The 20,850-nt window shown below is 55.2% G+C and carries 19 protein-coding genes; 8 read left to right on the top strand and 11 right to left on the bottom strand.

Annotated features, from left to right (window positions below; translation table 11 throughout):
• Positions 1-3: 3 nt before the first annotated feature.
• Positions 4-138 (bottom strand): hypothetical protein, encoded by a 135-nt coding sequence (locus BM317_RS31145; protein WP_256574153.1) that lies wholly within the window; start codon positions 136-138, stop codon positions 4-6.
• Positions 139-470: 332 nt separating this feature from the next.
• Between BM317_RS31145 and BM317_RS15605 the strand changes: the two genes are divergently transcribed.
• The 6 genes from BM317_RS15605 to BM317_RS15580 all read left to right on the top strand — a co-directional run bounded on the left by BM317_RS15605 (position 471) and on the right by BM317_RS15580 (position 7,374).
• Complete coding sequence (locus BM317_RS15605; RefSeq protein WP_256574156.1) at positions 471-740, top strand: GFA family protein; 270 nt, start codon at positions 471-473, stop codon at positions 738-740.
• Between the two features lie 1,224 nt (positions 741-1,964).
• Positions 1,965-2,828: an integrase domain-containing protein gene (locus BM317_RS15600; RefSeq protein ID WP_092474954.1), complete on the top strand. Its 864-nt coding sequence runs from the start codon at positions 1,965-1,967 to the stop codon at positions 2,826-2,828.
• 416 nt (positions 2,829-3,244) lie between these two features.
• Complete coding sequence (gene mobH, locus BM317_RS15595; protein WP_092474951.1) at positions 3,245-4,612, top strand: MobH family relaxase; 1,368 nt, start codon at positions 3,245-3,247, stop codon at positions 4,610-4,612.
• A 245-nt stretch (positions 4,613-4,857) separates the two neighbouring features.
• Positions 4,858-5,163 carry a hypothetical protein gene (locus BM317_RS15590; protein WP_092474948.1) on the top strand — a complete coding sequence of 102 codons (306 nt, stop codon included), beginning with the start codon at positions 4,858-4,860 and terminating at the stop codon, positions 5,161-5,163.
• 450 nt (positions 5,164-5,613) lie between these two features.
• Positions 5,614-6,480, top strand: a complete 867-nt coding sequence (locus BM317_RS31140) for a TIR domain-containing protein (protein WP_092474945.1) — start codon at positions 5,614-5,616, stop codon at positions 6,478-6,480.
• 60 nt (positions 6,481-6,540) lie between these two features.
• The gene (locus tag BM317_RS15580) at positions 6,541-7,374 is read left to right on the top strand and encodes a TIR domain-containing protein (protein WP_092474942.1); all 834 of its coding nucleotides are present in this window, start codon (positions 6,541-6,543) and stop codon (positions 7,372-7,374) included.
• A 432-nt stretch (positions 7,375-7,806) separates the two neighbouring features.
• On the opposite strand, the gene BM317_RS15575 is transcribed toward BM317_RS15580, so the two are convergent.
• From BM317_RS15575 to BM317_RS15540, 8 genes are all read right to left on the bottom strand, one after another.
• On the bottom strand, positions 7,807-9,189 hold the full coding sequence (locus BM317_RS15575) for an ATP-dependent nuclease (RefSeq protein WP_092474938.1): 1,383 nt from the start codon (positions 9,187-9,189) through the stop codon (positions 7,807-7,809).
• Positions 9,186-10,325 (bottom strand): DUF262 domain-containing protein, encoded by a 1,140-nt coding sequence (locus BM317_RS15570; RefSeq protein WP_170866261.1) that lies wholly within the window; start codon positions 10,323-10,325, stop codon positions 9,186-9,188. Before BM317_RS15570 ends, BM317_RS15575 begins: the two co-directional genes overlap by 4 nt.
• A 776-nt stretch (positions 10,326-11,101) precedes the next feature.
• Complete coding sequence (locus BM317_RS15565) at positions 11,102-12,424, bottom strand: purine-cytosine permease family protein (RefSeq protein WP_092173241.1); 1,323 nt, start codon at positions 12,422-12,424, stop codon at positions 11,102-11,104.
• Between the two features lie 111 nt (positions 12,425-12,535).
• Positions 12,536-13,510 carry a 5-oxoprolinase subunit C family protein gene (locus tag BM317_RS15560; RefSeq protein WP_092474932.1) on the bottom strand — a complete coding sequence of 325 codons (975 nt, stop codon included), beginning with the start codon at positions 13,508-13,510 and terminating at the stop codon, positions 12,536-12,538.
• Positions 13,507-14,379 (bottom strand): 5-oxoprolinase subunit B family protein, encoded by an 873-nt coding sequence (locus BM317_RS15555; RefSeq protein WP_092173235.1) that lies wholly within the window; start codon positions 14,377-14,379, stop codon positions 13,507-13,509. The genes BM317_RS15560 and BM317_RS15555 overlap by 4 nt, the downstream gene beginning before the upstream one ends.
• Complete coding sequence (locus tag BM317_RS15550; protein WP_092173232.1) at positions 14,376-15,749, bottom strand: acetyl-CoA carboxylase biotin carboxylase subunit; 1,374 nt, start codon at positions 15,747-15,749, stop codon at positions 14,376-14,378. The genes BM317_RS15555 and BM317_RS15550 overlap by 4 nt, the downstream gene beginning before the upstream one ends.
• A 10-nt stretch (positions 15,750-15,759) precedes the next feature.
• On the bottom strand, positions 15,760-16,005 hold the full coding sequence (locus BM317_RS15545) for an acetyl-CoA carboxylase (protein ID WP_092474930.1): 246 nt from the start codon (positions 16,003-16,005) through the stop codon (positions 15,760-15,762).
• 94 nt (positions 16,006-16,099) lie between these two features.
• Positions 16,100-16,858, bottom strand: a complete 759-nt coding sequence (locus tag BM317_RS15540) for a 5-oxoprolinase subunit PxpA (RefSeq protein ID WP_092474927.1) — start codon at positions 16,856-16,858, stop codon at positions 16,100-16,102.
• A 126-nt stretch (positions 16,859-16,984) separates the two neighbouring features.
• On the opposite strand from BM317_RS15540, the gene BM317_RS15535 reads away from it, so the two are divergent.
• Both BM317_RS15535 and BM317_RS15530 read left to right on the top strand, forming a co-directional pair.
• The gene (locus BM317_RS15535; protein WP_047882404.1) at positions 16,985-17,902 is read left to right on the top strand and encodes a LysR family transcriptional regulator; all 918 of its coding nucleotides are present in this window, start codon (positions 16,985-16,987) and stop codon (positions 17,900-17,902) included.
• 45 nt (positions 17,903-17,947) lie between these two features.
• Positions 17,948-18,658: a LysR substrate-binding domain-containing protein gene (locus BM317_RS15530; protein ID WP_368665050.1), complete on the top strand. Its 711-nt coding sequence runs from the start codon at positions 17,948-17,950 to the stop codon at positions 18,656-18,658.
• A 314-nt stretch (positions 18,659-18,972) separates the two neighbouring features.
• On the opposite strand, the gene BM317_RS15525 is transcribed toward BM317_RS15530, so the two are convergent.
• Both BM317_RS15525 and BM317_RS15520 read right to left on the bottom strand, forming a co-directional pair.
• Positions 18,973-20,277 (bottom strand): FAD-dependent oxidoreductase, encoded by a 1,305-nt coding sequence (locus tag BM317_RS15525; protein ID WP_092474922.1) that lies wholly within the window; start codon positions 20,275-20,277, stop codon positions 18,973-18,975.
• Positions 20,268-20,843, bottom strand: coding sequence for a c-type cytochrome (locus BM317_RS15520; RefSeq protein WP_092173217.1), 576 nt, complete (start codon positions 20,841-20,843; stop codon positions 20,268-20,270). The genes BM317_RS15525 and BM317_RS15520 overlap by 10 nt, the downstream gene beginning before the upstream one ends.
• Positions 20,844-20,850 lie beyond the last annotated feature (7 nt).

Raw genomic sequence — 20,850 nt, 5'->3', positions numbered from 1 at the left:
GCCTTATGAACTTGTATAGCCATTGAGATTCCCATCGCGGGCCGTGCTCCAGCCATTGGCGAGCTGCTCTAAGCTGTTGTTCTGTGCCTGAGAAAAATCCGTAGCACCAATATCTGCGGGCGTTCGAAGCAGTTTCATTCCATGACCCTCCTGTTGTTCGCTCCGCACACTTCGTCTTGGCCAAGGGAAGCCAATCGAACGGACGAGACCAGAGGAACTATAGGATATAGGCAGGAATTTGCATGATCAGCATTTGAGTCGTACTTAGCCTCTCAACGGCTTTTCGAACAGTCGGTTTACGATGGCGACCATAATCTTCGCACTGTGTCGAAACCGGAGGATGAAATGAAAGGAAGCTGCGCTTGTGGGGCTGTAGGTTATGAGATGGCCAGCATTGATTGCCAATTAGCCATTGCCATTGTAGTACCTGCCGGAAAACCCATGCCGCTGCTTATGTCACCACAGCAGGGGTGCTTAGAGAGCATTTCAAATGGACTCAAGGCTTGGACGCATTGAAAGCTTTCGAGTCATCTCCAGGGAAACTCCGACACTTCTGCTCTCACTGTGGATCTCACCTTGCAGCTGAGCGTCACGGATCAGCTGCAATGATCGTGCGCGTAGCGACATTGGACGATGAGCCCAACTCTAGGCCCAAGTATCACATCTGGACGAAACAGGATGTAGCGTGGCTGGATGGGGAAGATCTTCCCAGACACTCACAATGGCAGCCTGATCGATAACAGAAACGTTGCCCGGCCATATCGCCCGTTAGGTGCCTATGTGGGTGCCACCGGTCGAATGTGCGAATTCGGAATGCGTGTTGGCTGGACGCTTACCGTTTTTTGCCTTTTGGCAAACGTCAGATACAGATCAACTGCTGCTCGTTGCAATGGAACGTAACCGCCCCATTGCGGTGCTAATTATCAGCCACTTCGGACCTCCGACAGAAAGCTCTCGGTCGCCCCAGATACCAATGTCGCCGACCTGCTCGCCCATGCCTGCGAGCCGCTGGCATTGGCTAATATCATGCATTGGACTTGGTAGATCAGTTGGAGGGCATCAATCGCACACCCTGCCGGGTATTGCGCAGGTCATCATGCTGTGCGAGTTGGCGCTGAACCGCGCGCAGGACCAACTGGACCCGACATAGTCGATACGGCTCGGTAACGAGCGACATACTGTGCCACTCACATGGCGTGCATGGACGATGTAGTTCCCTGCTCCGCTTTTTACACAAGCTCCCTGCGCAGGCGTGGCATGGGGGCCATGCCGCACCTGCGCAGGGAGCCGACAAGGCCGAGGGCCGCGTCAGTGCCAAAGGCAATGGATAAATATGCACCTGCCGCAGAACACATCTCTGCCCGGAAGCGCGCAAGTCATGAACTGGGCCGTCACTGCAAGTCGCAGTGACGGCCCATCCGACGCGCCAACATCACGGGCGAATCCTGAACCCTAAAGAATGTGGCATACATGATGATGCCCCCTTACATTGGCCAAGCAAAACCTAAGACGACAGGTTCGAACGTCGTCATCCCAACAGCGCAAGACTCCTGCAAGCGCTGATCCAGCAGGATGGAGTTAGCCAGGTATGCAAGGTTCCAAAAGCATACCGACCCATACCCGTGGGCGGAGCCGCCTTTGTCTATCGGAATTTATTCCGTCATGTGCCACTACTGCACCGACCAGGCAGCGGGTCTTTGAGCAATGCCGACTGCTCCCACTTAACAATCCCATCCATTTCCTTGGAGTACTCAACAACACTAAAAACCAGCTCATCCCGCTACATCTCCGTCCGATCTTCCAGCAGGAAGCAAGACGGAAGTCTCAGTCGAGACATCGGTGTTTCCTGAACACCATGCCCCTGCCCTTCGGGGATCTCGCCTAGCGAGTTGGCACCAACACTTACCAATGATTTTCAGGACAGAACAACAACACAATTCGAAGCCTGTGAGCTTGGATCGTATATGGACGATTTAACCTACACCCTGCGGCAGCTTTGCCGACGCAATCGCGATGGCAGTCACAACACTCAGGCCGACCGTATCCGCTCACTGGGGCTGATCGCCCGCCAACTGCGCGAGTCTGGTTTCCGGCAGATGAAAGCCCCCTCGCTCAAGGGCAAACACGTACTGGCACTGCTGGATCGCTGGCAAGGGGAAGGCCTGTCACCTGGCACCATCAAAAATCGGCTGGCGCACCTTCGATGGTGGGCTGAAAAAATCGGCAAGGCTGGCATTCTCCCCGCGGACAACACGCAGCTGGGTGTGGCCGACCGGCGCTTCGTCACTAACGTCAGCAAAGCCCAGGAACTGGGAACAGACCTTGGCAAGATCACCGATGCCCATGTGCACATGAGCCTCCAGCTTCAGTCGGCGTTTGGACTACGCCGTGAGGAAGCGATCAAGTTTCAGCCCAAGTATGCGGATCAAGGAGATCACATTCTCCTCAAGGGCTCATGGACGAAGGGTGGGCGTGATCGTTCTGTGCCGATCACTACTTCGCTACAGCGCGAGGTGCTGAATGCGGCACATCAGCTAGCGGGAGCCGGATCACTAATCCCGGCTCAGAAAACGTATATCCAGCAGAGAAACACCTACGATGGTCAGTGCAAGGCAGCAGGCCTGAGCCACATGCATGGGCTACGTCATCATTATGCACAAATCCGTTACTTAGCTTTGACAGGGTGGAAGGCTCCGGCGGCAGGGGGAATCTTTTCCAGGGAATTGACCCCAGTGCAGCGTTCTCAAGACCGTATTGCTCGACAAATTATCAGCCGTGAACTCGGGCATGAGAGAACACAAATTACTGCGACCTACCTCGGACGATAGCTCAAGGCTTTCGACGTCAATGAGCCGTAAGAGTGCGCGCCCGCTTCGCGCCTCGTTGGCGCCTCGACTTGACCAAGCGTATTTCCAGCCAATACGGATATGCGTAGTGACGCATTTAATCTTTCTACGCTTGCCGGTTGCGTGTCCTATGGACACGAGGCATCGAATGCCTGCTCGGCGAGCATTCCCGGCTTCGGTCACCTGAACAACCCTGCAAGCTTGGATAACTGAGGGCGTCGCAAGAAGCCGCCCGCTGCCCCTAGGGAATGCCAACTTATCCGGCTCGCCCGCCTCATGCTTTGCCCGCTGACAGGTCTGTATCGGCGCTTCGAAGCCAAGCACTCATCCATATTCATGAGCGCTGCTTCATGTCGTCGCCAAGCGAATACCTCCCTTCCCTCTCGACAGGAGCAATTATGTTCTCGCTGTTCCATCGCAAGCTTCGGCGTGCACTCGACCCCACGGCTGCAGCTAGCCCAACATCACCCGCCGGCCTGACCACTCCCCAATCTGCGGAATCACTCTTGGCCACTCCCCGCAGACAAAAATTGCTGAGGCAGATCTGGCAGTGCACCGCCATGTCCCGCCCTCAATTCGATGAACTTTATCTCGCCCCAATTAGACGATACGCCGAACTGGTTCAACTTTTTCCAGCATCTGAAAATCAGCACCACGCTTACTCCGGTGGGATGCTGGACCATGGCCTGGAAGTAGTTACATACGCTCTAAAAATTCGCCGATCACGATTACTGCCCCCAGGAGCTCCACCAGAAGTTCAGATCATCCAAACCGAAGCGTGGAATGCCGCACTGGCATACGCCATCCTGAGTGAAAACCTTGGCAAGATTGCGATTGATCTCCAGGTCGAATATTTGGATGGCTGCGCCTGGCACCCATGGCACGGACCGCTGACTCGACCTTACCGAGTACGATACCGAAAAGACCTCGATTATCGACTGCGCGGCCCCGCATCCAGCCTGATGATCCACCAGCTATTAAGCAGCGAAATCCTGGACTGGCTTTCCGCTTTCCCTGAACTTTGGGCCTCGCTCATGGCCCGTTGGTCTGGCCATAGCGAACATACCGGCGCACTCGGCGCGATCATTATTCAAGCCGAACAAGCTTTAGTAGCTAAAGCCCCTGCACAGACCACCACGGCAGCTGAGAGCGATAAGCCAGCAATCATCGCCACACAATCAGATCCGTCACTGCCAGATACACCATCAACCGACTATTTCGACTCATTAACGAATCGAATCGGCGAGCCTCCCAAGTGGCCTGAAGATTCCGACTCCGGACCTATCACCGAATCAGCCCTCTCAGTAGAAGAACCGTCCGAGCCAGACAAGCATGCGAAGCCAAGCGGCGAACACTTCATGGAGTGGCTGATCGAAGGCGTACGCACTCACGAGATCATCATGAATGAAGACCAAGCGCTGGTGCACTCCGTCGAAGACACTCTCTTCTTAGTCACTCCTGGAATATTCCAACGCTACGCGAAAGCATTCCCTCATCCCGCCTCCATCTCGAAAAAACAGGGGCAGCCTGACTGGGAATGGGTTCAAAAGCGCTTTGGAAAAATGAAACTGCACCGCATACAAGCGAACGGTCGTTGCATCTGGACATGCGAGCTCAGCAGTGCACGCAGAACACGTTTTTTACACGGCTATCTCTTGAAAAAGCACTATGGCTTGATAAGCGACTCGTCCCTCAACAACCCGAATCTGAAGGTGGTGACGCCAGGCAGCGAGAAGCCTCACACAACATTAGGAAACACTCGTTAACCGGTTTCCTGATTGACAGCAAACGCCCTCAGCGGCATTTTTGCTATGCATCTCGCTGATTCGCTCAGCACCAGCCGCCAGGATCTTCAAGACGGCGCTGCGGTTCTCCGCAGGATCCATCATATGACCGCATAGCTTCCGGCAGCGCGGACAGTCGACTTGATGTCGATGGAAGCATGACTTTCCCACCCACGACGGGCCTTTCCCGTCGTGGGGAAGGCCTTTTTTTGTTTCAGGAGGCCTTAATGAAAATGGAACTGGCGATGTATCAGGCACTGCGCGCAATCGACGTGCCTGAGCTCAAAGCTGAAGCCGTTATCCAAGCATTGGAATCTGACATGCTCACATTACTCGCTACGAAAAGTGATCTCACAAGTCTTGACCAACGGTTAACTGCTGAAATCGGCAAGGCGACCGCTGAAATTGCTAATACTAATCATCGGCTTACTGTAGAGATCGCTAAATCTGATCTCAAGTTGTCCATTCGTATGGCTTCCATGCTCGCAGTCACAATTGGCATCTTGATCGGGGCGATGAAAGTCTTCTTATAGTTTTCCTCAGCGATTACTGGAACCATCAAAACCACCTGTCATTCGATAGGTGGTTTTTTTGCGACTTCTTCAGCGGTATATGGGTACATGTGGTGAAAAGGCGGGCAGCATCAACCAGGGATTGACCAGGCTAAAGGAAGGAAGTCGGCCTGGCCCCCGCCGCTGGGGGCCGCGGATGGACAAAGGCTAGAGTCGCCGCCAGCGGCCCTTATGATTTCTCGCAATAGCAGCTCTCGGCCGGCCGAAGTCGGCCAGAAGCGGACACGCTCCATCTCCGGAATGGGACATAGCCTGGTACTGAATAACCGGACTACAACTTCAAGATGCCGGCGCCGGAGACGCTGAGATTCGCGCTGCCGAAAACGGTATCGAGGCTGTTGAGTCTTTTGCAGTTTTGCTCCACCCCGTGAAGTGGCATGATGGGACATAGCCACATACCAAGGAGTAGCTATGGCTCGGAAGTCAGCCTCATCCCCGGTTGTTCAACCAAAGGTTCACTTGACGGCAGATCAGCTGCAGAAAGGAATTGACCGGCTTGAGCAAAGAATCGCGGATCTTAATGCGTTTGATCTCAACACATTGGAGAGTGGGACATCACCCGAACTTCAAGCTCTAGAGCGCAGTATTGAAGATACGTTGGAACGCTATTTCGGGGTAAACACTACCGCAGCCAATCGTTATAAAGCGGCGCAAGATCTGCATTACCATCAGATGGTTTGGGTATCTGGGATGCCAGAGCCCAACTACAAGGCACTCACGAAAACAAATATAGAAGCGGCGAAAGCGCTGCTAGGCCAAGCGATACTTGCCTTGAAAGCGGACCTTGAAGACCTTGGATCTAGCCTTCTTGCGCCAGCAGTGAAAGCTAGTTCATCAGCGGGCGTCTCTCGAGTTTTTCTCGTCCATGGGCACGATGAAGCTGTCCGTGAAACCGTCGCACGCTTCCTAGAGAAGCTCGGCCTTCAGGTGATAATCCTCCACGAGCAGGCCAATAGTGGGCGCACGATCATTGAGAAAATCGAGCACAATTCTGATGTGGGAATGGCCGTGGTGTTGCTAACGCCCGACGATGTGGGCTGCAAAGCGGGGGGCCAGGTGGAGCCTCGCGTGAGGCAGAATGTGCTACTGGAGCTTGGTTACTTTATTGGTGCGCTGGGTCGTGACAAAGTCTGCGCGCTGAGATCTGGAAAAGTGGAAATACCTACCGACTTTGCCGGGGTAGTTTGGACAGAGATGTCCGGCGAGTGGAAAACCGCGCTGGCACGTGAGTTAAAACAGGCGGGCTATGCAATCGACTGGAACAAGGTTATGGGCTGAACAATCTCAGCCTCAATCCGCGTTACCTCATGACACTCTGTAAGATATAGGGACTCCTCCGTGTCCATAGAATTCCTGGTTAACACATTTGACAAGGTAAGCTACCTACAAAATCTCTTGGTGGCCCGAGCTACGGGTAATGCTGCGGATCCGAATGAGTATTTCTATCTTCGACGTGAGCTGCTGAGTGACCCTGCAATGAGCGCATTACTCCCAGCATTCGTGAGGCAACATGGCTCCCTTGATACTTTTTGGACTTGGATAAAGGGGAAACACCAAACGTACGCTGAGCGAAGAACGTACCTTTCAGAGCAATTCACCCCGCTCTTAGATTCGTTGGAATTCCCTCCGCTCTCGCGTCCGACTCCCGCTCCCCAGTTCATACAACCGAACAGTAGTAGCCCTTCAACTGCAGCTCCACTTGTCAATCCGGCGCCGGTTGTTGCCAGAAACAAGCGGAAAGTATTCATCGTTCACGGAAGAGATGATCTCGCGAGAGTTGAGGTTAGTCGGTTTATCGAAAGCCTCGGTCTTGAAGCGATCATACTGCACGAGCAAGCTAACGCAGGCATGACGATCATCGAAAAAATAGAGCGATATACCAACGATGCCGATTTTGCAATTGTCCTCTATACGCCCTGCGATCAAGGCCGTGGATATCACGAAGGAAACGCTCGTCCAAAGGACCGCGCGCGACAGAATGTTGTCTTTGAGCATGGCTATCTCATGGCCAAGCTTGGTAGAGAAAATGTCTGCGCTTTGGTGAAAGGCGACATTGAGACGCCGAATGACATTAGCGGGATGGCCTACGTCATTCATGACCAGCACGGCGCATGGAAGTTTAAATTAGTTGCTGAGCTTAGGGCCTGTGGCTATTCAATCAGCACATGGTGATTCAGCAACGGTGTATTAGACAGCTTGCCGCAGTTTCCGAGATCGCGGATCGTCCCCCTCCCACCTGCACCGCCTACCCGGAAGGATCCGTTAAGCCGTGTGATCTGTGCTTAACACGCCATGCGGACACATGCCGTTTCTTCGTAGTGTCAGCTATCGGCTGTGGACTCAACTTTTCGTTCGCTAACGGCCGACTTCTGTCGTCAAGACCAACTGAAAACGCCTCACTGCAATCGATGACGAGCAGGGGAGGGCTCTCCGAGTAGGCGACCGTACCAACCAGCAGCAGTCAGTCAAACAGATTATCGACTGACTCACCTACTGAACCACGCGAATAACAGCCAAAAACCCACGTCTTTAAGCCCACTATCATTGAGGAGTTTGGGTAATAAGTACATTCAGCTACGAACGGCTCCCTGTCGTCGCCCTTAGCTATGGATACTGGCTACGCACCACCTCTATATCATCGGCGGTAAGTTCAGGGTCAATAGTCCTCATGAAATCGTGAATTTCTTGTTTGGCTTGATACTGCTCAAACCAGAGGAGGAACGCGGTTTCATATACTATCGTTTTTACTACCCCATAAATTTTTTTCGAAATTTCTTCGAATTTATCGTGCAACTCATATCCTTGACAGAGTCGAATAGCATCAGCGACCTTGTCTGGTCGAACACCTAGTTTTCTGGCGAATCCATTCATATCGGATTGAACGGCAGACATTAACTCTTCTTCAGGGGCGAGGCTCCCAGGAAGAAAATCAAATACATTTTCAGTATATTTTACCACTCCTTTTTGATCCGCATCAATAATACCTTTTATCGCGAAATTTTCACTTTGCTTAGCATATCTAATAACCACTTCGTATACGTGTGATTCGCCATTTAAAAATATTATCTCATGAGTTTTTCTGATATTACTTCCGTACATATCCAGAAGCTTTTCAAAAAATACTTTGGCTTTATTATCTTCAAGGAAAAAAACGCCTTTTCTAACTGGGGCCACCCCTAGCTCGTTAAGGTAATTATCGTTTAATGCTGCCCCCCAATGAGCAACCTCAGGCCGCTTCATAACTATTACGCGCTCAGCTCCGAGCTTAGAAACTATGAAAGGTGAGTGAGTCGCTAGGAAAAGTTGCTTTTTCCTATCCGAAGAGAGATAAGCCAATAAGTCTACTATGCGATCTTGTGCTGCTGGAGTAAGGCCTGTTTCGGGCTCTTCTAAAAAAAACACCCCTGGACGATTGTATTTTTTTGATAATATCCAGTAAATAAACAATACAAGTTGCTCACCCATTGAAGCTGTGAAGTTATCATGCTCATGTCCATTTTTTATAAAGACAAAACGAGGGCAGCTTTCGTCGTCTCCTGTCACAACTTCTTCAATACAAATAGAGTCGTAACTGCTACCTAACACGTAATTTACCAAGCTGAGTTCTTTATCTGGCAACTCAGCTATACCCCCTTGACCAAAAGTACTTTTGAAATTTACAAGGGTAGCATTGGCTGTACGGAGGTCGGAAAGTGGTTCCGTGACGATCGCTGGCAGTGCGCCACCAGGAAAGTTAATGATCTCCCCGTTATGTAGCAACACTTCATGCCTATAGAACTCAATTCTATTGTAGCTTAGATCTGTAAGATAAGAAAAAAAGCTACTTTTTCCAGCACCGTTTGCGCCCACGACGGCAAAAATCCCTCCAGTTGCGAATTCGCGGTCGGCACTGCCCGGAATAAATTGCTTCAAAGATATAATACCTTTAGCAGCAACAGGGACATCTTTTAGTCTGTTCCAGTAGTCAGCAATAGCGGCCTTTTTCATTGTAAGCCCCAGCTCTCAGCTTCCATAAATGAAATGACCATTTCCTCGGTCAAACTGTCCGATTGATAAATTTTATCTAGTATCGCCAGCGCGCTTATTCCGACGCGACTATCGTAGACTTGGCCTTCCATCCAGCCAATCAGATAAATGACTAGTAGTCTCAATTGAACAGGTATGGCGTCGTTTACACTTGATGCGGCGCGCTCTTGGTAGATACCTAACAGGAAGACAAGTTTACTATTATCCTCGCTATCGCTCTTGATAGACTCTCTCATGCGCTCAAAGCTAGGCAGGTGTGAAATATTCTGATCGGAACGGTCATTCGCGAAATATATAAGCCATGTTAGCAAAGTAGACTTATTTAGCTTAAGCTTACTGCCGGTGCGAAAGTTAGCGCTACATGCCGCAGCAAGTGCGTCGATAGCGCTCATCACCTGCATCTCAGTGTCTCTTGAAACAGGCGCCCCCGCCCTGTAGAACTCAACAAGATTTACATCAGTGATTTTCTTGCTAATTATTCTGGTATGAATTGCGTAAACAAAACGAGCAATGACATCATCATAGGCTAATCTATTATTATTGAAACCTATTCGCGACCCATCAATATTCAAGCTGCTCATATAGGAGACGAAGTTTTTAATCTGTTCGCGAACGGGCCCAAAGAACGTGTTTCGTTTTTCCGCAGGTGTTAATGTTACACCTTGATTGAGCCTAAAAAACAACTCGTAAGGTTCTCCTTCCTGATAATCATACAACTCATGTATTCGAATTGAATACTGCTCAATCTGAAATCGTACGCGATCTGGAAGTTGGTCGAATCGTAACCCGTTTAGCTTTCGGATTTCTTCGTCGTAAGGCTCAATATTGCCATCAATAGCAAATTCACTTTCAAGAAACTCAACAATAGCGCTTAATCTTTGCTGTCCATCGAGCACCTCCATGAATTGATCATTTCCCGTAACCACAAAAAACACTGGAGGGAACTTCCAATCTCTAAGTATGGTATCAATAAGGCCTTGCTTCTTGGCCTTGTTCCATACCATGTCGCGCTGAAAATCTGGACGGAGGTCTATGCTTCCTCGCTTGATCCTTTGATATATGCTTGAAATGTCTGGATCTTTAGCATTTATTTTCATGACTTCCTTCTCGTGTTCCCAAGGGTTCGCGGCATTTGAAGCGCGCATTCATATTGCTAATGGTTAGCCATAATTCATATATATTTCACACTACCAATATTATTAGGGTATTGCTGTTGCGCGGTCCGATAAGTGGCTACGAGTCGTTTGGCATCATCACCCAATCAATAGTCCCCAAGTGAGACGCGAAAAATACCCGCTCATTGGAAAGCGATCAAAAACCTCAGCTTGATTCCATATATGGCGAGGCTATGCTCGAAAGCTACTATTTGGCCAGCTCGCTGTCTACGTTCGACTCGTTTTGCTGCCTACACCGCGTTGACTCTAACCGAGTTCTGCCGTTGCCCACCGGCAGCTTCTGGCCGTGAGCGGACGAAGTCGAACGTCGACGACTGTGCCATTTACCCTCTGTTACCCAATTGCCGTTGCGCAGGTCTATTCAGGCTACGGAGACACAAAACTAGTTTTTCACAAGGAATGCCATTCGAGTCATCATTGGTTACACAGATGTCCCCTTGAGCAAAGGTATTCCATAAAGTATTCCAACAAAAACAATCCAACTGAATTTATCTTGTGAAATCAGCTAGATACCCGATCAATTCAGATTACCCCGGCCTCATCATCTAAAGACGTCCAAGGACGTCTTTTTTTGTGCCTGAAATCCAGTAAATACGGGGGTTTCAGCGCCATCAAGCTCCATAGCCCTTCACGCTGATCCATTTTGAAATGTATTCCAAGACGTATTTCCAAGCACTGAGATGAGTGACCGCAAAACTCTACTCTGCCAACCGTATCCGCAACCGGCTTCGATGGGACAAGCCTGCTTGCAAGGCAAATGCAACTATCACGGTAGATGGCGCGGAAAAGCTGCTCGGGCCGGCGCCGGAAAACATCAACGCAAGACCCAATGCGGTGGCGCCAAACCAGGCCGTCAAGCCCACCGGGTTAAACGCGGCCACCCGCTCGAGCGCTGCCACGTCACTGCGTCCGTAGACAATCTGCGCCAACGCCACACCCACCCAGGCCACCACGAAAATCCCCTGATAGGCCAACGCCTTGAGGATGTAGGCAAACACGTCCGCGAGCATCAAACCGTAGACGATCACCCCCACCGCCACTGCCCACATCAGGTAGGAACCGCGAAGGCCAAATCGACCGAAGAACGCCTGCATGTTCAGGGTCGCCAAGTAATAGTTGGCGGTGTTGATCCGGGTTTGCGTGGCCCAGACAAACAGCAATCCCCACAGGCCCATCAACTGCAAAATCGCCATCACCACCGAGACTTCGTTCAGTGCGCCTTCGTGGGGGATGCTGCTGACCAGGTAAATGCCCGCCGCGCCGTTGAGCAGAAACGTCACCGCGTAGAACGGCATGCCGAAGTTCCAGCGACCGTGGTACTCGGCGTCTTCAGGTTTGCCGAAACGCGCATAGTCGAAGGTGAACAGCATCAACACCCAGACGCCCATGTAGGCGACAAAACAATCCCACCAGCCGAATGCATCAGGCGTTGCCGGGCCGAACTCCAGCCATTGCGGCTGGTAGCCATAACGGCTGATCGATAGGCCCACCGCCACCAGCAAACCACCGAGGTACACCGGCAGCAATACGCCGTTGAGCTTGTCCAGCCAGTGCTGCACGCTACCCAGGATCATTGGCACGCTGTAGAGCACCACCGCCAACGCCGCCAGCGGATAGACCAGTTCCGGGTACAGGTGATTGAGCGCGACGGCGATCACCGAACCTTCGAACACCGCGTAATAGATCGCGGTCGAGAAGAAAATCAACGTCGCCAGGCACGCCCCGGTGCTGCCGAACAACAGCCGTGAAAACAAGGCCACCGACAAACCGCTGCGAACCGCAAAGCGGCTTAGCACGCTGTTGACCAGTCCATAACTGATCACCGACAGGACCATGCCGATCAGCGCATTTCGCGCACCGAACGACAACGCCAATGAAGCGCCCACCACGATGTAAAACATCGCACTGCACACCGCCCACCAGGCCATGGTCAAGGACAGTCGACCCATGCGCGCTTCGGTGGGAACAGGATGATGCGCCGGGTCTTGCCCGGTTTGACTCGATTGCGATAAAGCAGCCATATGCGTGAACTCCAAAACCGATCAAAGGTTGAAGCGCGGGCAGCCGTCACCGCACCGAAGTGCGGCGTTGGCGTACCGTTTGGCATGGCCCGCGCTAGACGGCGGGCAGAATCAGGAAGGGAACCGCTTGCTCAGGCAGCTGAGCTTTTTCTTATAGGAACGTCGCGCTTGCAGCGCCTCTTCGAGGGTTACCGCGACAAAGCGGGCCTTCTGGTTGGGTTGCATCTGGCCGATCAAATCGAGGTCGGCGCTGATCACCGTGCCAATCATCGCGTAGCCGCCACCGGACACCGCATCACGGTGCAGCACGATGGGTTCGAGCCCGGCGGGCACCTGGATCGAGCCGATCGGGTAGCAACTGTCGACGATGTTCGAAGGATCGGAACCGGCGCCAAACGGCTGCTCCCGGGGCTGAAAGCTCAGCGCGCTGCCGCCCTTGAAGCGATAGCCGATGCGGTCGGCCTCCGAACCGACCGTCCACGGCTCGGCGAAAAAGCTCTTCGCCGCCGCTTCGGTCAAGCGGTGGTCGTACAAACCGGGCACCACCCGCAGGGTGATTTCGCCACCCAACGATTGCCGTAACGCCATGGGCAAACTGACCCCGGCGCGGCTCTTGCCACTGGCGATGCCCATCGGCAATTCGTCGCCTGCAATCAGGCGTCGCCCCTGAAAACCGCCCAGCGCGCCGAGCGCATAGGTGGAGCGACTGCCGAGCACCACCGGCACATCAATGCCGCCGGCCACCGCCACATAAGCGCGGGCACCCGCCTTGGGAAAGTCAAAGCGCAGCACTTGCCCGGCCTTCACGGTGAACGCGGTGTCGTGGTGCATTTCCACGCCATCGACCCGTGGCGTCATGTGCGCGCCGCTGACCGCCACCAATGCATCCTGCTGAAACTCCAACTCAGGCCCGAGCAGCGTGCATTCCAGCGCCGCCAGACCTGCCGGGTTGCCGACCAATTGATTGGCCGCGCTCAAGGCGTATTGATCAAGCGCGCCGGACGGCGGAATGCCCAAGTGGTAATACCCTTCACGGCCCAGGTCTTGTACCGAAGTGGCGAGGCCGGGTTTGAGGACCTTGATCATGCCAACACCTCCTGCAACGACTTGGGATAGCCAACGGGATCGGCGAGGAACGCGTCCAGCGAAAACTCCACTGGCCGAATCCGCAGATCAAAGCAACCGGCTTCCACTTCGGCCACCGCGTGGTCGTAGGCTTCACGGTCCATCGGTTTGAACTGCACGATGTCGCCCGGGCGGAAAAACACCATGTGTTCTTTCAGGTACGCGAGGTTCTGTTGCGGGTCGTAGATCGGCGCGGGGGTGACGCCAAACATCTGATAACCGCCGGCGCCACGCACCGAGTAAATGCAACCAAAGCAACCGCCGTGACCAAGGGTCAATTTTGGTGTGTCGGTGCGCGGGCGCAGGTACTTGGGCACCTGCAACTGACGCTCGCGCTCGACCATCTGGAACATGAACGGCAGCCCGGCAACGAAGCCAACCATCGAGACAAACCACGGCGCGCCACTGTGGGCCGCGATGAATGCATCGACGTCGGCCAGACCGTTGATTCGGGCGGCGTATTCCAGGTCCGTGGCGCTCGGGTCTTGATGGCGGTCGCGAAAACGCATCAGGGTTTCGTGGGTCCAGGGATCGTTGTAGAGCACTGGAATCTCGATAATTCGTGTCTGCAACGTGCGCTCGGCAACGGCTCCGGCCTCGGCGATTTTTACCGCTTCGAGCAAGGCGTGAGGGGCGATGCGATCCGGGTCGAAACGAATCTGGAATGACGCGTTGGCCAGGCAGATATCGAGCACGCCATCCAGCGCCTGCTGTTCCACGGCGCGGGTGACGGCCAAGCCTTTGAAGAATGCGTCCAGGGACATGCTGTCGCTGACTTCGGCAAACAAATGCTCATCGGCGCCAAAGCTGTAGCGGATGGGAGTACTCATGCTTCACCTCCGCTGCGGCGCTCGGCCAACCAGGTTTCCAGAGTGCCGGTGTGAAAGTCGGCGCTGTGCAGCCACGGTTGCTCCAGCAATTCACCGTGCAACGCCAAGGTGTTGGCCATGCCGGTGAGCGTGGTGTGCGCCACCGCCATTCGCGCTCGGGCCAGGGCTTCGGCGCGATCCGCACCGTGAATAATCAGTTTGGCCAGCAGCGAGTCATAGTACGGCGGCACACGGTAGCCTTGATACAGATGCGTATCGACACGAATGCCCGCGCCGCTCGGCCAGATCAGTTCCTCGACCAGGCCTGGACTCGGGAAGAAATCCCGCGCCGGGTCCTCAGCGTTCAGGCGCATTTGCAGGGCGGCGCCGTTGAGTCGGATGTCACTTTGCTTGAAGCCCAGCGGCTCGCCGCCAGCGATGCGCAACATGGCCTGGACCAGGTCGATGCCGGTGATCAGTTCGCTGACCGGATGCTCCACCTGGATCCGCGTGTTCATCTCGATAAAGAAGAATTCGCCAGTGGCGTCGTCATACAGGTATTCCAGGGTGCCTGCCCCCTTGTAGCCCAACGATTCGGTCAGGCGCACGGCGCTTTCGCAGAGGATTTCCCGTTGCTGCTGGCTGAGGACTGGCGACGGCGCTTCTTCAAAGATTTTCTGCCGGCGTCGTTGCAGCGAACACTCGCGCTCAAACAAATGCACCGCGTGCTGACCGTCGCCCAACACCTGCACTTCAATATGCCGAGCCCGGCTGATAAATCGCTCCAGGTACACAGCGCCATTGCCAAACGCCGCTTGGGCTTCGCGCTGGGAACGGGGAAATTCTTCGCTCAGTTGCTCGGCGTTTTCCGCCAGCCGAATACCGCGCCCGCCGCCACCGGCCGAAGCTTTGATCAACAACGGGAAGCCAACGGATTGAGCAGCCTTCAGCGCAGACTCGACGTCGAACAGTTCACCCGGCGAACCCGGCACCACCGGTACGCCATTGGCTTGTGCGGTACGCCGTGCCTCGGCTTTATCGCCCATGCGCCGGATCGTCTCCGCGCTCGGGCCGACGAATATGGCGCCGGCAGCCACCACCGCTTCGGCGAAATCGGCGTTCTCCGACAGAAAGCCGTAACCGGGATGCACCGCGTTGGCGCCCGTGGCTTTCAAGGCGCCGAGCAAGGCCTCGACGTTCAGGTAACTTTTGTCGGCACGGGCCGGGCCAAGAATGTGCACCTCATCGGCCATGCGCGCGGCCTGGGAATCGACGTCCGCCTCGCTGCACGCCGCAACGGTGGGAATGCCCAGTTCTTTGGCGGCGCGGATAATCCGCACGGCAATCTCGCCACGGTTGGCGACCAGCAGTTTACGAATGGCTTGGGTCATGATCGCCCCCTCACTCGTCGTCGAGTGTTGCGACGACTTGACCCGGCTCCACCGGATCACCGTCTTCCACCAAGAAGGCACTGAGGCGACCAGCCGTCCCGGCGGTCAGTTCGGAGAACTGCTTCATGACCTCAATCAGGCCAATGACCGTGTCGGCGCTGACCTGCGCGCCGACCTCGACGAAGTTCGCCGATTCCGGAGAGGCTTTACGGTAGAAGGTTCCCGGCAATGGGGTGATTACAGTGTGTTCAGCCATGTCTGTTCCTCTTGGAATAGTTATAGAAAGGCAGGCAAAAAGTGAATCGGTGGGCAAACCCTGGCGTCTATGTGCCAGGTGTTTTCGTTCGGTCTCAGCGCGGTGCTCGGACCTCTATGCCCGCGCCACCCAGCGCATGACGGGTGGCTTCGACCAACGCCAGGGCGCCCGGTGTGTCGCTGTGCAAACAGATGGAATCGAATTCGATCGCCAGGTCTTCGCCCTCGACGGTGCGCACCACGCCTTGTTGGCAAGCACGCAGCACTCGCTCGGCGACATGGGCCGGGTCGTAGGCCCGCACGTTGCGAGTGAAGACGATGGAGCCGCTGAGGTCATATTCGCGATCGGCGTAGAATTCGCGGATCACCGGTTGGCCAAGTTCCGTGGCGACCCGCCAGATCACCGAATCGGGCATGCAATACAACAGCAATTCCGGCTCCAGGCGCTGGAGGTTTTCCACCAGCAAACGCGCGGCCTCTTCGTCGCGGGCCAGGTGCATGTAGAGCGCGCCGTGGGGTTTGATGTGTTGCAGGGCCATGCCTTGAACCCGGGCGAGTTCACGCAGGGCGCCCAACTGATAGAGCATGTCGTCGACCAGTTCCTGGGCCGGCGCATTGATGTGCCGACGGCCAAAACCAACCAGGTCGCGAAACCCCGGATGCGCGCCGATAGCCACGCCCAGGCGCTTGGCCTGCTCGACGGTGCGGCGCATGGTGCCAGGGTCGCCGGCATGAAAACCGGTGGCGATGTTGGCCGAACTGATAAACCCCATCAGCTCATTGTCGACGCCATCGCCGATGGTCCAGGGACCAAAGCCTTCGCCCATGTCCGAGTTGAAGTCTACTGCCTGCATGACGCTTGCTCCCGACGCTTGTGACTTCGTGAAGGCCAAGTTAGATTCCTCCCTACCCCCTTGGGAAGATCTATTATCAGATAGGCCATCTTCTGAAAAACAGATACACCGTCGCCCGGAGTGCTCATGTCCTTGACCCTGCGCCAAGTCCGCTATTTCGTCGCCACCGCCGAGATCGGGCAAATCTCTCAAGCCGCGATTCATCTGAATATTTCCCAGTCGGCGGTGACCACGGCGATCAAGGAACTGGAAGGCATCCTTGGCACGCTGTTGTTCCAGCGCTCGGCCCAGGGCATGAGCCTGACCGACGCCGGGCGGCACTTTTTGAATCGAGCCTATGTGATTTTGCGCAGCGTCGATGACGCGTTGAACAGCCCGTTGCCGGACATCCGCGCCAGCGGCGTGTTGCGCTTGGCGGCGAGCTACACAGTGATCGGTTATTTCCTCCCGCACCATTTGCAGCGCCTGGAACACTGGCATCCGGACGTGGCGATTGAAGTTCATGAACAGGAACGGCAAGCCATTGAGCAAGGCTTGTTGGAAGGTCGTTTCGATATGGCCGTGGTGCTCACCGCCAACCTCACGCACCCGGACATCGTTTCAGAGATTCTCTTCAACTCCGAACGGCGGTTATGGCTGCCCAGCCACCATCCGTTGTGCGAACGCTCGGCGGTCAGCCTCGCCGACGTCGCGAAAGAACCCTACATCCTGCTGACCGTCGACGAAGCCGAACAAAGCGCCATGCGCTATTGGGAACATGCGCATCAACAGCCAAACGTGCGGGTGCGTACCAGTTCAGTCGAAGCGGTGCGCAGCATGGTCGCCAATGGCAGCGGCGTGGCAATCCTCTCGGACCTGGTGCACCGCCCCTGGTCACTGGAAGGAAAACGCATCGAAACCCTGACAGTCACCGATAAGGTGACGCCGATGAGTGTCGGACTGGCGTGGCATCGCGAGCGCGAATTCAGCCCGGCGATGCAGGCGTTTCGTAACTATTTCCACGATGCATTTTTGGCGCCACAACAGCTGTCCGCGCGACGCTGAAAACAGTGAAAACCATGCTTTTTTGTTGGAGTTGGGAACGACTATTTGCTTGCGACGGGCCCTGCGCGGTCGCAGTTGCGGCAAGCCGCGGAAGAGGTATCGGGTCGGGCAGGACGACCCACCGGCCCTTTGCGGCTCACGATGCCACGCGCGCCGTTTGAGTCATTCATCGCACCCGCGTTGAAGGCGTTTCAGAATAGCTACCCCGATACTGAGCTCGAAATTGCCGTTGAGGCGCGGCTTATCGACATCGTCAAACAAGGCTATGACGCGGGTTTACGCTATGGCAATTGCATTGATAAGGATATGGTGGCGGTGCCCATTGCGTCTAAGTCGGAAGCCGTGCTCGTCTCATCCCCAGCTTATCTTCGCGACCACGTGATACCGAAGCATCCCGACGATCTGCTCGATCACCGCGCGATCATGTGTCGCAGTCAAATCGATGGCTTGATCATCCCCTGGACCTTGGAATCTGCGGGCGAGGTGGTACAAATCGTCCCGCCGACACGCATGATTGTTCACGATCTGGCATCGCAAATCGAGCTAGCTCTGCGGGGATTGGGGATCGTTAACGCGCCTGCCGCGTATGTGGCCGGCCTTCTCGAATCGAGAAGGTTGTCGCAGGTCCTCCCCTCATGGTCTTGTCCTCAGGAGGCTGTTTACCTCTACTTCCCAAGCCGTCGCCACCAATCGGCAGCATTACGAGCGTTCATGGCTTTTTTAAAGACTGCGGATTTTGGCGATGCTTCCAGATAAAGCCGGCCTTCTCTGGAGCAGCGAAAATAGGTAAAGACGACCTGTTGGAAGGCGCCTATCGCCAGTGCCTTTTTTGTATCCGGGCAGCACCAGCGCTGGCGCGACCCACCATCGCTCCTCTGGGCGAATGTTTCGACGTCCGGATGCTCGAAGAGACGGAGACGCGCTCACTAATCTGTGATGAGCGCATTGGAAAATCTTCGAAAAACTCAACGCAATGTTTTATCGGCTTCGTTAGCTTCGCCCTGATCGTCGACGGGAAGAAATCTGGTGTATGCAGCCCCTAGCCCGTAGCACTCCTTACGCCCGCGGGCCTAGCCAAATGCCTCCTTGACGAGGCTGTCGAACATGCTGTAGGCCGACAGTGCCTCACGACGGTAATCCTCATCGCTGGCGTCCAGAGGCGTGACTAGCAAGGTCTGGATCTCGATGACGTTGCTGGTCGCGTCATGCTGGTAGTGGAGCAGCACCGAGATACCGTAGTTGTCGCCACACAGGCTGTAGCAGACATTCATGTACTGCGGTTTGAGCAGCGCCAGGCCGTGCATCTGGCTATGGATGGCCAAGGCACAGACCCTGGCCTGGCAGGTCGCGGCGAAGGCCGACTTGGGCAGTTTCTCGGCGTAGGCCGCGTCGCCAATCACATGCACATCCGGTACTAGCAGGGATTCCAGGGTCTGGGTGTTGACCGGACACCAGCCATGTTCTGCGGCCAAGCCGTTGTGCCGTGAAAAATCATCAGCCTGCTGGGGCGCTATGATGTTGATCACCTGGCCGCTGACCGGACCACCCTCGGTCAGCAACTGCCCCTTGGCTTCGTCGAAACCGTACACGGTCCCACCCTGCAAGGCACCAATCCACTGGATGTTGGCCTGCTCGCTGCCATAGCCATATAAACGTTTCCAGGCCTGCTCGAATTGCGCCTGCTTGGCGAATCGCGGCTTGGCATCCAGGACTATCACCCGCGAATCGGGTTTGTGGGTCTTGAGATAATCGGCAATCAGGCTGGCCCGTTCATATGGCCCGGGCGGGCAGCGGTAGTCGTCCACCGGTACCGAAATCAGCACATTGCCGCCGTTGGGCATGGCCTCCAGTTGCTGACGAAGCAAACGCAGTTGCTCACCGCCGCCCCAGGCATGGGGGACACGACTGGCCACCGCCTCGCTGTAACCAGCGATACTGTCGTACTTGTAGCCAATGCCCGTCGCCACTACGCAGCGGTCGTAGCCGAGTACCGAACCGTCGGCGAGCCTGACCTGCTTGCGCTTGGCGTCGATCAAGCTCCCCTTCTGATGCACCACCTCGATGCCCTCGGCACGTAGCTGTTCGTAACCAAAAATCAGGGTTTCTTCGTCCCGCTTGCCCACCAGGTACTCGACCCCCAGCGGACAGCAGTGATACTGCCGGCTGGGCTCGACCAGAGTGATACCGACGTTCGCATCCAGACGCCTGAGAGTACGAGCGAAAGTTGCGCCGGCAAAACCACCGCCGATCACCACCACGGCATAGGAGCGGGCTGCCACAGGCACCACCGGTCTGGCCAGGGCCTGGATCGAAGAAGCTCCGATACCGGTGGCCAGCCACTTGAGCAACAGCCTGCGTTGTGGGTTCATCGACATGGAGCCTCCTGCGCGCAACCTTGCAGGAACCCCAGAAGCTGTTGCAATTCCTCGCTTTTGAGGGCGGACATCGCGCTGGCCATTTCCTCTGGCATCGTTCGTTGGCCTGTGGCCATATCCTTCAGCACTCCTTGCATATACTGCACATTCTGGCCTTTCACATACGGCGTATCCGCCTGCTTTTCATGGCAACTGGAACAGTGTTGCGCATACAGCTGCTCACCCTGCTCGTGTGCCTGGGGCACGGTCGCCCCCAGCGAGTTTTTCGGCAGGCGGCTGTAATACTCGGCAAACTGTCTGAGCGTCTGGTCGTCGTACCCTTTCATCGCCCGGTTCATGATGGTGCCTTTGAGGGTACCGTCGCGATAAGCCGCCAGGGTTTTGTACAGGTAGGCCTCGGACTGGCCGGCCAGCGAAGGAATCGCCCCCGGCGTGCGCTGCCCCTCGAAACCGTGGCAATTGATGCAACCGTTGCTCAACATGAAGGAGTCGCCACGACTGCCGGCTTGCAGACTGGGAACCGCAAAAACGAGGCCGATCAACAACGACCCGATAACCACGCGCATAGCCTGG

This window comes from Pseudomonas sp. NFACC24-1, from assembly GCF_900115235.1.
GTDB lineage: Bacteria > Pseudomonadota > Gammaproteobacteria > Pseudomonadales > Pseudomonadaceae > Aquipseudomonas > Aquipseudomonas fluorescens_AA.
This window is presented reverse-complemented; position numbering and strand designations above follow the sequence as displayed.

What these genes read in the sequence shown, in the direction of transcription:
- BM317_RS31145 (WP_256574153.1), bottom strand. Translation starts at nt 138, where the DNA reads ATGAAACTGCTTCGAACGCCCGCAGATATTGGTGCTACGGATTTTTCT.
- BM317_RS15600 (WP_092474954.1), top strand. Translation starts at nt 1,965, where the DNA reads ATGGACGATTTAACCTACACCCTGCGGCAGCTTTGCCGACGCAATCGC.
- mobH (WP_092474951.1), top strand. Translation starts at nt 3,245, where the DNA reads ATGTTCTCGCTGTTCCATCGCAAGCTTCGGCGTGCACTCGACCCCACG.
- BM317_RS15590 (WP_092474948.1), top strand. Translation starts at nt 4,858, where the DNA reads ATGAAAATGGAACTGGCGATGTATCAGGCACTGCGCGCAATCGACGTG.
- BM317_RS31140 (WP_092474945.1), top strand. Translation starts at nt 5,614, where the DNA reads ATGGCTCGGAAGTCAGCCTCATCCCCGGTTGTTCAACCAAAGGTTCAC.
- BM317_RS15575 (WP_092474938.1), bottom strand. Translation starts at nt 9,189, where the DNA reads ATGAAAAAGGCCGCTATTGCTGACTACTGGAACAGACTAAAAGATGTC.
- BM317_RS15570 (WP_170866261.1), bottom strand. Translation starts at nt 10,325, where the DNA reads ATGAAAATAAATGCTAAAGATCCAGACATTTCAAGCATATATCAAAGG.
- BM317_RS15565 (WP_092173241.1), bottom strand. Translation starts at nt 12,424, where the DNA reads ATGGCTGCTTTATCGCAATCGAGTCAAACCGGGCAAGACCCGGCGCAT.
- BM317_RS15560 (WP_092474932.1), bottom strand. Translation starts at nt 13,510, where the DNA reads ATGATCAAGGTCCTCAAACCCGGCCTCGCCACTTCGGTACAAGACCTG.
- BM317_RS15555 (WP_092173235.1), bottom strand. Translation starts at nt 14,379, where the DNA reads ATGAGTACTCCCATCCGCTACAGCTTTGGCGCCGATGAGCATTTGTTT.
- BM317_RS15550 (WP_092173232.1), bottom strand. Translation starts at nt 15,749, where the DNA reads ATGACCCAAGCCATTCGTAAACTGCTGGTCGCCAACCGTGGCGAGATT.
- BM317_RS15545 (WP_092474930.1), bottom strand. Translation starts at nt 16,005, where the DNA reads ATGGCTGAACACACTGTAATCACCCCATTGCCGGGAACCTTCTACCGT.
- BM317_RS15540 (WP_092474927.1), bottom strand. Translation starts at nt 16,858, where the DNA reads ATGCAGGCAGTAGACTTCAACTCGGACATGGGCGAAGGCTTTGGTCCC.
- BM317_RS15535 (WP_047882404.1), top strand. Translation starts at nt 16,985, where the DNA reads ATGTCCTTGACCCTGCGCCAAGTCCGCTATTTCGTCGCCACCGCCGAG.
- BM317_RS15525 (WP_092474922.1), bottom strand. Translation starts at nt 20,277, where the DNA reads ATGTCGATGAACCCACAACGCAGGCTGTTGCTCAAGTGGCTGGCCACC.
- BM317_RS15520 (WP_092173217.1), bottom strand. Translation starts at nt 20,843, where the DNA reads ATGCGCGTGGTTATCGGGTCGTTGTTGATCGGCCTCGTTTTTGCGGTT.